Below are 6,279 nucleotides of genomic sequence, written 5' to 3'. Positions count from 1 at the left end.
GAGGCCTTTTAGAATAATTAATAACTTAAATAAAAATAAAATGAGTACAGAATCAAAATTTTACGAAGATTTCGAAATAGGTGAGTCTTATATGACAGCCGCAAGAACTATTACAGAAACCGATATTGTTGTACATGCGATGCATTCAGGCGATTGGCAACCGCATCATACGAATGAAGAGTTTGCTAAAGAACAGCCATTTAAGCACCGTATAGCCCATGGTAATTTAACGTTTTGTGTAAGTACCGGATTAATTTTTCAGGCAGGAAAACCAAATCCAAATATCATGGCTTATGGATATAACAAAATCCGTTATCCACATCCAGTTTTTGCAGGTGATACCATTAAAACGGAAGTAAAAATCGCTGATAAACAGCCACACCCTAAGCACAAAACGCACGGATTGTTAACTCAGACTGAAACAACAACAAATCAGCGAGGTGAAACCGTGGCTTTTGTGGAGCATATCCTGTATGCTACCAGAAGAAACCCTGCTGAATAATAAAAAAGTTCTAAACCTATAAAACATCGAATTTGAAAGAGAAACATAATTATACCAAACTTGATGCATTTTATGGTATGGATGTTATCTGGCTGCTTAATCAATGGGTTGAGAAGCAGCCAGATAAAACATTTATTATCTGGGCTCCTTTTGAAGAAGAAGAACAAAAATGGAGCTATGTCGAACTTGCCAATTACTCTAAAAAATTTGCGGCAGGATTGCATGCACGAGGGGTTAAGGCTGGCGATTTTGTGCTTATTCATTCAGATAATTCTCCTTATTTTCTTACGGCCTGGTTTGGCTGTGCCTATGTGGGGGCTGTTCCCGTGACTATAAATACCCGGTCGGTAGCCGATAATGTCAGGTATTTTTCTGAAGAAATGAAACCCTCATATATCATTACGCAACCAGGATATGCTAAAATGGTTCGTGAGGCCTGTGGTGATGAGATAAAAATGATTATTACGGGCGAACAAACTAGTAATGATCTTGTCAAAGACTTGGATTTTGAGCCCTTTAAAAATATTTTTTCTGATGAACCTTTTGAAGCGTTACCACCAGATCCAAAGAAGAATTTTGCGGTACAGTTCACTTCTGGAACTACCTCCCGTCCTAAACCAACGGTATGGACAAATGCAAATGCCCTTTGGGGAGGGAAATCAATGGCTATAAACCTGCGTTTACGTCGTGATGATATTACATTAATTTACATGCCGCTGTTTCATGCTAATGCACAGATTACTTTACTTTCTGCATTGTGGTCTGGAGGAACAGTTGTAGTGCATCCTAAATTTTCAGCATCACGTTTTTGGGATACCTGTGCTAAATACGGTGTGACTTGGGTATCTATGATTCCTTTTGCCTTCAAGGCATTAAAGGGAAGACCGGTACCAGAACACAAAGTACGTGTTTTAATGGGACTGGAGCGTTTACCTGAAGCCGAGAAAGAATTTGGCGTTCAAACTATGGCGCTTTGGGGCATGACAGAAACAGTATCATCATGCATTGTAACAGATGCAGACCAACCCGGACCTGCTGGTAGTATTGGAAGACCTTCTCCTTTTTATGATGTCGAAGTACGCAAGAGAGATGGTTCCTTAGCTGGAGTTGGAGAAGAAGGTTTATTGTTTATAAGAGGAGAAAGAGGGGTTTCTCTCTTTAAAGAATATTATAAACACCCAGAAGACACTAAAAACGCCTTTGATGACAGCGGTGCCTTAGATACCGGAGATGTGGTTCGTATTGATGAGAATGGGTGGATGTACTTCGTAAACAGAGATAAAGACATGCTTCGTGTTGGCGGAGAGAATGTTGCTGCTCTGGAAATTGAAACTGTAATAAATAAAACAGGATTTACCATGGAATGTGCTGTAGTCGCCCAAAAGCATTACATGTTAGGGGATGTGCCTGCTGCCTTTGTTTCATTAAATGATGCTGGAAAAAGTCTTAGCGAGAATGAGGTCGTCGAAAGGATTATGACCCGTTGCCAAGAAGATCTGGCAGATTTTAAAGTACCTAGGTCAATACATATTGTTGAAGACTTTCCACGTTCCACATTAGATAGAATTGCTAAACAAAAGCTTAGGGATAGACTACCTACAATTGAATCAGATTAGTTTCAAGGAAGCACTGTAGCAACTAATAAATCAAAAAAATAATAAAGTAAAAAATAATAAACTAAAAGTGTATTATGAAAGAATATAAGTATATGAAAACTGAGCGTAAAGGAAATGTTGGAATTGTTACTTTCAATCGTCCTGAAGCCTTAAATGCGCTTAACGAGCAGGTAGAAACAGAAGTTACAGATGCTTTAATGGCATTCGATAATGATGATAGTATTGGTTGTATGATTCTTGCAGGTGGCGATAAGGCCTTTTGTGCTGGTGCAGACCTAAAATGGATTGCATCTCAGGATTTTGAAAGCGCTTATCTTACAGATTTGGCTGCGTACATGGATAAGGTTGCGGAACTACGCAAACCTGTAATAGCCGCCGTAAGAGGATATGCCTTTGGTGGTGGTACAGAAATATCGCTAATGTGTGATATTATTATAGCAGACACTACAGCAAAGTTTGGCTTAACAGAAGTTACTCTGGGTGTTATTCCTGGAGGTGGTGGTCCGGCACGTTTATCTCATGCTGTTGGGAAAGCTAAAGCCATGTATTATGTTTTAACAGGTAAAGCCTTTTCAGCCGAAGAAGCGGAACGTATTGGTATGATTACAAAGGTTGTTGAAGAGGGTAAGTTGTTAGATGAAGCTCTTAAGATAGCAACATCGATTGCTAACAATCCCAGATTGGCTGTTTTAGCAGGTAAAGAGGCCGTAAATCAGGAAGCAGAAACACCTCTAATTCCAGGACTAAAAGTAGCGCGACGTCTTTTCCACGGCTTGTTTAGTACACCAGATCAAAACGAAGGAATGGTTGCCTTTGCCGAAAAACGTAAACCTAATTATAAAAAATACTAAAAATACAAATACAACTCCGGTTTAGCGTTAGTCTTTCAGTATATCTCAATACATATTTGAGACTTTATACAAACAAGAATAAATTAATTAATTAAAACGAATAAAAATGGAAAAAGTAATAGTAGAAAAAAAGGGCGGTATCATGTACGTAAAGATCAATCGTCCAGATGTATTAAATGCCTGTGACGGAGACACCTATAACGCGATAGCAGATGCCTGGGAAGAACTGGAAAACGATCCTACTTTACGCGTAGGTATAGTTAGCGGATCAGGTCGTGCTTTTTGTGTGGGTACCGATGTTAAATGGGTAAAATCACCAGAAGCAGATGGCTATGTAGATCGTTTGTATCCACGTATGTTAACCCTTACTAAACCTATTATTACCGCAGTACACGGACATTGTAATGGAGGCGGTTTAGAACAAGCCTTGGCTGCCGATATTCGCGTATGTACTGAAGATGCTCATTTTGGATCAGGTGAAGTAAGACTGGGATGGATTCCAGGAGGTTATGGAACGCAGCGTTTACCTCGTGTTGTGCCTTTAGGAAGTGCTTTAGAGTTACTTTATACGGGTGGTCGTATTGATGCCAAAGAAGCATATCGCATTGGTCTGGTAAACCATGTGGTTTCTACCGAAGAAGAATTAATGGCTAAATGTGAAGAAATAGCAGGCGAGATTTTAAAGAGTGCACCACTTGCTGTACAAAAAATGAAAGCCGTTGTTATGCAAGGTTTAGATATGCCGTTACCACAGGCCGTTAGACTTGAGAAAGAATATTTCGACTGGCTAATGAGAACGGAAGATTCCAAAGAAGGTGCTTTAGCATTTGCTGAAAAACGTGCTCCAAACTGGAAGGCTAAATAGCAAGGTCCAATTTTGCCCCAAATTTTAATAATTTATAAAGTAATCAGAAAATATATGTAAACATATAATAATGAATATGTTGTAAACTTTTTTTTAAGTTATATTTATTGACATGATTGGGAGTCAAAACTAACTAACATTTAAATTTATACCAAAATGAATATCGGAATCTTAGACATACTTATGATACTTTTTATAACTATGGGTCCGCTAAAGCCTGCAATAGTTTATGTCACATTAACAGCAAATTCTGATGCCAGTTTCAAACGGAAGGTAGCTGTAAGAACTGTATTAACCGCTTCCATTGTAGCAATTCTTTTTGTGGTAGCGGGTGAAGTTTTATTAAATGCTTTTCACGTATCAATTCCCGCATTGAAGATGGCAGGTGGACTTATATTGTTAATTTACGCACTAGAAATGGTGATTGGTAAAGAGTCCAAAGGTGACACTCAGGCTATATCAGAGCCATCTGAAAATATTGCGGTATATCCCTTAGCTTTGCCTTTAACGGCTACCCCGCAGGGTCTTGTTGCGGTGACCACTTTTGCGGCTGCAGATCCTGAAACTAGTGATACGATTATGGTTATTATTTTAATTTTAGCTATTATGTTGTTTAACTTTTTCTTTCTATTAGGGGCACATAAAATTCTTAAATTAATAGGTCCTGCTGCACTAAAAGTGGTATCTGTAGTCGTTGGTTTATTACTTGCTGCTTTAGCTATTCAACTTATGATATGGGGATTAACCGATCTTGGTGTAATTGAACCATTTGAAGCCGTAAGTTAATAACAGCTATTAAATTAGACCTAATCTACAAAATTATTAGTTATTAAGTTTAGGTTACAAATATAATTTTTAGTCATTTATTCTTAATGTTTTATAATTAAGAGGTTGGATAAAATTTAAAGGTATAATTAGTATCAGGGGCGACCTCGATATATTTCTAAATTTTTGCTTAGATCAGATTTTCCTTTTTTTATTAACTTTATTAAAATATAGTATAATTTAATTTTAATACCGTCAATAATGCAACTATCAATCAACAATTCGTTAAAAACTATAATGGTTAGTTTTGTCTTAGTGAGTATATCTTTAACGCTTCATTCACAAACAAAAGAAAATAGAGAACAGGATTCAATAAAAAAGTTTTCGGAAATTACCAACCCCGCATCGGTTCATGCACAGGTTAGGGCAGACCGGGAAACTTTTAAATCCGAGCACGGTAAAACAAATCTGCTTAAAAATATTGATGCCAAAAATGCTTCTTTTACAAAAAAAACGGGCTTTACCATTGGAGGAGACTATAACAGTGCCATTCATGGGGGCACCAACACCATTGGAGATGAGTTTGCAGCTAGTGGTGTAGCTCGGTTATATGGACATTGGTATTTTGCAGGTCGAAATAATCCTAATAATGAAGGAGGGATAGTCTTCAAAATTGAAAATCGGCATGCCTACACCGATTTACCTATTCAAATCTGGGGTGCATTAGGTGTTGGATATGCGGGAACCACACTTCCCGTATATGGTGATGACGGATGGTACCAAACTAATTTATATTGGCGGCAATCTTTTATGAAGGGACGCTTGGTTTTTTACGCTGGTTATACGGATATGAAGGATTGGACAGACCTATATGCCTTAATTAGTCCTTGGCAGGGTTTTCAGAATTTAATTTTTGCGACAGGATCTGGTACAACGGGAGCTGGCTATCCAGATGGTTCTCTGGGTATGATGGTATCTGCATTTTTAACGGATGACATTTATGTTGTGGCTTCATTCAACGATATCAATAGAACTAATGATAATGTCTTTAGAGCAACAGGAGACTTCTTTAAAAAGTTCGAGACTATAAAAATTGTTGAAGTGGGTTATCTTCCGGGTGGTAAGAAATCCATTTTTTCTAGAAACTTTCATGTTACATTTTGGCAAGTTGATGAGAGCAGTATTTCAGGCACACCAAATGGCTGGGGCGTTAGTGGTTCTCTGAGCTGGAAACTGGATAATAATTGGATGCCCTTCTTAAGAGGGGGTTGGTCAGAAGATGGAGGCGCCTTATACTCGGCATCTGCATCGGCCGGTGTTGGCTATTTCTTCCCGAACAAGGATGTTTTGGGAATTGGGTTAAACTGGAACCAACCCAGTGCCAGTACCCTTGCACCCGGATTGAGAGATCAGTATGTTTTTGAGACCTATTATAAATGGATGCCAGCTGCTCATATAGAATTAACCCCTGATGTTCAGCTAATTGGAAATCCGTCACTTAATCCCGATGCAGACCTGGTGCTGGTAGGCGCATTAAGATTACGTATGTTTATTTAATACGAGACTTATGGGTAACTATGTTGAATCCGTTTAGTATTAGAAATATAGGAAGTGTAAAAAAATTAGTATTAAATCCTATTTTTTAAGATCTAAACTCCTACCTTAACCTAATCGGGATAG

General features: G+C 38.3%; 6 protein-coding genes. All 6 read left to right on the top strand.

The genetic code is table 11. From position 1 onward, the window contains the following. The coding region (locus H611_RS0106535) for a MaoC/PaaZ C-terminal domain-containing protein (RefSeq protein ID WP_211223795.1) at nt 1-502 on the top strand (502 nt) is incomplete at its 5' end. A gap of 32 nt (nt 503-534) precedes the next feature. Continuing rightward, nucleotides 535-2,118 carry an AMP-binding protein gene (locus tag H611_RS0106530; RefSeq protein WP_157515061.1) on the top strand — a complete coding sequence of 528 codons (1,584 nt, stop codon included), beginning with the start codon at nt 535-537 and terminating at the stop codon, nt 2,116-2,118. A gap of 74 nt (nt 2,119-2,192) precedes the next feature. Then, nucleotides 2,193-2,969: an enoyl-CoA hydratase-related protein gene (locus tag H611_RS0106525; RefSeq protein ID WP_027137600.1), complete on the top strand. Its 777-nt coding sequence runs from the start codon at nt 2,193-2,195 to the stop codon at nt 2,967-2,969. Nucleotides 2,970-3,075: 106 nt separating this feature from the next. After that, the gene (locus H611_RS0106520; RefSeq protein WP_027137599.1) at nt 3,076-3,834 is read left to right on the top strand and encodes an enoyl-CoA hydratase/isomerase family protein; all 759 of its coding nucleotides are present in this window, start codon (nt 3,076-3,078) and stop codon (nt 3,832-3,834) included. A gap of 156 nt (nt 3,835-3,990) precedes the next feature. Beyond that, nucleotides 3,991-4,620, top strand: a complete 630-nt coding sequence (locus tag H611_RS0106515) for a MarC family protein (RefSeq protein ID WP_084158154.1) — start codon at nt 3,991-3,993, stop codon at nt 4,618-4,620. 240 nt (nt 4,621-4,860) lie between these two features. After that, the gene (locus tag H611_RS14055) at nt 4,861-6,156 is read left to right on the top strand and encodes a carbohydrate porin (protein ID WP_051238750.1); all 1,296 of its coding nucleotides are present in this window, start codon (nt 4,861-4,863) and stop codon (nt 6,154-6,156) included. The last annotated feature ends 123 nt before the right edge of the window (nt 6,157-6,279 follow it).

The organism is Gaetbulibacter saemankumensis DSM 17032 (genome assembly GCF_000425645.1).
GTDB lineage: Bacteria > Bacteroidota > Bacteroidia > Flavobacteriales > Flavobacteriaceae > Gaetbulibacter > Gaetbulibacter saemankumensis.
Note: the sequence above shows the minus strand (reverse complement) of the source record. Positions and strands in the feature narration are given on the sequence as shown.